This window comes from Craterilacuibacter sp., assembly GCF_051659485.1.
Classification (GTDB): Bacteria; Pseudomonadota; Gammaproteobacteria; order Burkholderiales; family Chromobacteriaceae; genus Craterilacuibacter.
Window position 1 is genome coordinate 1 of the sequence record NZ_JBOFOO010000155.1, and the last position, 4,408, is coordinate 4,408.

Genomic DNA, 4,408 nt, shown 5'->3' on the forward strand with positions numbered 1-4,408 from the left:
GTAAGGATGTCTGCCGCAGCGTCGCGGGCGGCGACCATGACCAGTTTTTCTGCCATGCACCCCGCACCATGTCCGGATACTCGGCGCGGCCACGGCTACCGTTGTAGCGCCCCAAGGCCAGAAACAGATTGCCTTTTTCGCGGTCGATGTAATGGCGCAAGATGGCACAGCCGTAGCGCAGATTGGTGGTGAGATCGAACAGATTATGCTCGGACGTGCCTATGCTGCGCGTCCAGAACGGCATCACCTGCATCAGTCCGCGCGCGTCGGCACTGGACACCGCATATTTCTTGAAGCCGCTTTCCACCTGAATCAGAGCCAGCACCATCTGCGGATCGAGACCGGCGCGGGTCGCTTCGTAATGGATGGCGGTCAGCAGGCGCTCGCGCGCCCACGCATCGGGAATGCGCCGCGCAAGCCGGCCCGACATCTCGGTGAGCCAAGCCTGCCCTTCACGCGGATTGTCGAACACCAGTCGCGGCGCATTGACGTCACCGACACTGCGGCGCAAGGCCGAAGCGACGGTGTGCGACAGGTCTTCTTCGCGCTGCGCCCCTGCCCACGCCGGCATCACCAGCGCGGCAAGCAACAGGCCGATGACGGTGCGGCGCATCAAATGCCGAGTTTGCCGAACATGAAGCCGAGCACATCGGCGGCGGCCAGCTCGGTCTTGTCGGCATCGCGGCGATGCTGATACTCGACCTTGCCTTCTTTCAGGCTACGGTCGCCGATCACTACGCGGTGCGGGATGCCGATCAGCTCGGAGTCGGCCAGCAGCACGCCCGGACGCTCGTCACGGTCGTCCAGCAGCACATCCACCCCCTTGGCCAGCAGGCCCTGATACAGCGCCTCGGCGGCGGCGGCCACCGCTTCGCTGCGCTTCATGCCCATAGGCACGATCACCACGGTGAACGGCGCCAGTGCATCGGTCCAGATAATGCCGCGCTCGTCATGGTTCTGCTCGATGGCCGCCCCCAGAATGCGCGATACGCCGATACCGTAGCAGCCCATTTCGAAGTGCTTGGGCTTGCCGTCCATATCAAGGAAGGTCGCACCCATTTCCTTGGAGTACTTGGTGCCCAGATAGAACACATGGCCCACTTCGATGCCGCGCTGTATCGCCAGCACGCCCTTGCCGTCCGGCGATGCATCGCCTTCGACCACATTGCGGATATCGACTACCACCGGCTCGGGCAGGTCACGGCCGAAGTTGACGCCGGTCAGGTGCACGTCGTCTTCGTTACCGCCCACCACCATATCGGCCATCAGCGCAACCGTACGGTCGGCATAGACCTTGCCCTTGAAGCCCAAGGGCCCCAGCGAGCCCGGCTGGGCGCCGAAGGCCGCAACGATGGATTCTGGGGTCGCAAAGGTCAGCGGCTTGGCCACGCCGGCAAGCTTCTCGCCCTTGATTTCATTGAGTTCATGATCACCACGCACCAGCAGCAGCACCGGCAGCCTGTCTTCCGCATCGCCTTCGACCACTACCGCCTTCACTGTCTGCCTGATGTCGCAGGACAAAAAAGCCACCAGCTCGTCTATGGTTTTCACCCCCGGGGTGCGCACCTTGTGCATCAGGCTGCCCGGTGCCGGACGCGCCAGCTTGGGCGCCACGGCTTCGGCCAGTTCGATATTGGCGGCGTAATCGGAATCCGGGCAGTAGACGATGGCGTCTTCACCGGTGTCGGCGATGACCTGGAATTCATGCGAGCGATCGCCACCGATGGCGCCGGTGTCGGCCGCCACCGCGCGGTAAGTCAGGCCCATGCGGTCGAACACGCGCTGGTAGGCGGCGAACATATTGTCGTAGCTCTTCAGCGCATCGTCGGCGCTGCGGTCGAAGGAGTAGGCGTCCTTCATGGTGAATTCGCGGCCACGCATCACGCCGAAGCGCGGGCGGCGCTCGTCGCGGAACTTGGTCTGGATCTGGTAGAAATTCTTGGGCAGCTGGCGATAGCTCTTGAGTTCGGTACGCACGATATCGGTCACCACTTCTTCCGAGGTCGGCTGGATCACGAAATCACGGTCATGGCGGTCCTTGAAGCGCAACAGCTCCTCGCCCATCTTGTCCCAGCGCCCGGTTTCCTGCCACAGTACAGCCGGCTGGACCACCGGCATCGAAATTTCGATGGCACCGGCACGGTTCATTTCTTCACGCACGATGGCTTCGACCTTGCGTAAGGCACGCAGACCCATGGGCATCCAGCTATAGATGCCGGCGCCTACCTTGCGGATCATGCCGGCACGCAGCATCAGCTTCTGGCTGACGATATCGGCATCGGCCGGAGCCTCTTTCAGGGTAGAGATGAAGAACTGCGAAGCGCGCATGGGGGAACATCCTTGAAATTGCGTTAGATAGCGCGATTGTAGCGCCGGCGGGGGCAAGGGTGGAAGCCGGGCGTGCAGCGCGCGTCCAAACAATGGCGGGCAAACGGCAGCTATCCCCACGGCAAGAGGGAGTGCATGCTAAGCTGCGCGCCAATATTGATTACCCCAGCAGGAAATTTCTCCAATATGCAACATTTCATTCCCGGCAAAGATGCCGCCCTCGAAGACTCCATCGCCGTCATGCAGGGCAAACTGGCCGCACGCGGCTTCAATATCGAAGAAGTGTCCTGGCTCAATCCGGTCGACAACTGCTGGTCGGTACATATCCGCGACCGCGACTGCCCTTTGCTGTTTACCAACGGCAAGGGTGCGAGCGAGCTGGCAGCCCGTGCCAGTGCGCTGGGTGAAATGTTCGAGCGTCTGTCCTGCCACTACTTCTGGACCCATTTCTATCTGGGTGAAGAACGCGCCAATCGCCCCTATGTACACTATCCGCAGGAGCGCTGGTTCGCATTGCCGGAGGATGGCGCCTGGCCTGCCGGCCTGCTCAATGAAGACCTGCTGCCCTTTTATAACCCTGACGATGCGATCGCGGCGGCCGCACTGGTCGACCTTAATTCCGGCAATGCCGAACGCGGCATCTGCAGCCTGCCCTACACCCGCGTATCGGATGGAGTGCAAACATGGATTCCGGTGAACATCATCGGCAACCTGTATGTCAGCAACGGCATGTCGGCCGGCAACACCCAGCCGGAAGCACGCACTCAGGCGCTGTCTGAAATCCTCGAGCGCCATATCAAGTTCCGCATCATCGCCGAGGGCATCTGCCTGCCGGAGGTGCCGGAAGCGGTCATTGCACGCTACCCAAAAATCGCCGCCGGCATTCAGGGCCTGCGTGACGCCGGCTTCGGCATTCTGGTGAAAGACGCCTCGCTGGGCGGCCGCTACCCGGTGATGAACGTCACCATGCTGCACCCGCATGATCAGGGCGTCTTCGCCAGCTTCGGTGCCCACCCAAGCTTTGAAGTGGCACTGGAACGCGCCCTCACCGAACTGCTGCAAGGGCGCGCGCTGGATGCACTGGCCGGCTTCCCTGAGGCCGGCATGGATATGGATGAAGTGGCCAGCCCGTCCAACCTGGAAACCCACTTTATCGATTCGGCCGGCATCATAGGCTGGCCCTTCCTCGCGGCCAAACCTGACTTTGCCTTCGAAGACTGGGACTTCAAGGGCAGCACGCAGCAGGATTACGAGCGTCTGTGCGCCATCATCCACGAGGACGAATTCGAGATCTATGTCTCCGACTTCACCGAACTTGGGGTGTACGCCTGCCGCATTCTGGTGCCGGGCATGTCCGAGATCTACCAGATCGACGATCTGGAATGGGAAAACAATAGCGTGGGCAATGCTATCCGCCCCGCCATCCTGTCGCTGCACAGCCTGAGCGACGAGGCCTGTGCCGAATTGCTACGCGAATTGCAGGTACTGGCTCTGGCCGACCATCACTCGCTATGGGAGATTCTGGGTCTGGCGGTAGCGGAAGGCTCGGCGTGGAAGACCTTGCGTATCGGCGAACTCAAGACGCTGCTGGCGCTGGCCTGTGGCGATAAAGCGGCCATTCGCGAAGGGCTGGAATGGATACACCACTTCCGCCAGATCGGTCACGAGCGTTACCACGTCTACCGCTGCATCGAGACGCTGCTCGATCTGGACGGCGAGGGCGACTTTTGCCCGGCACTCGCCCTGCTCTACGGCGCCGACACGCTGGCGCTGGCCGAGGCATTGCTGGCACGTAGCCAGCGCTTCTTTGGTCTGTCCTCGCCGGGCATGGCACTCGAAGGGCTGGAGCTGCACCAGCGCTTGCTGACGGCTTACGACAAACTTCAGGCCTAAACCCGCAGCACAGAGGCAAGGCAGTCCGTCTGCCTTGCCTTTTTCAGGCTTCCCGCTACATCATCTTTATGCAGCGCGACATGCAACACCACAACCGCCACAGAATTTAGCTGCTATAGGTGGGTGATGCTTGGCGCATCTGTGGCTTCAGGGTAAGCTTCGCGCCAACCTTTCCGGGTTGCTGCAC

The 4,408-nt window shown here is 61.6% G+C and carries 3 protein-coding genes; 1 reads left to right on the plus strand and 2 read right to left on the minus strand.

Translation table 11 applies throughout. From position 1 onward, the window contains the following. Positions 1 to 613: transglycosylase SLT domain-containing protein (locus ACRC1E_RS05265; protein WP_438514060.1), on the minus strand; the 613-nt coding region annotated here is incomplete at its 3' end. Beyond that, positions 613 to 2,328 (minus strand): proline--tRNA ligase, encoded by a 1,716-nt coding sequence (locus tag ACRC1E_RS05270; RefSeq protein WP_438514061.1) that lies wholly within the window; start codon positions 2,326 to 2,328, stop codon positions 613 to 615. The genes ACRC1E_RS05270 and ACRC1E_RS05265, both read right to left, overlap by 1 nt. A 186-nt stretch (positions 2,329 to 2,514) precedes the next feature. On the opposite strand from ACRC1E_RS05270, the gene ycaO reads away from it, so the two are divergent. Continuing rightward, complete coding sequence (gene ycaO, locus ACRC1E_RS05275; protein ID WP_438514062.1) at positions 2,515 to 4,221, plus strand: 30S ribosomal protein S12 methylthiotransferase accessory factor YcaO; 1,707 nt, start codon at positions 2,515 to 2,517, stop codon at positions 4,219 to 4,221. Positions 4,222 to 4,408: the final 187 nt, after the last annotated feature.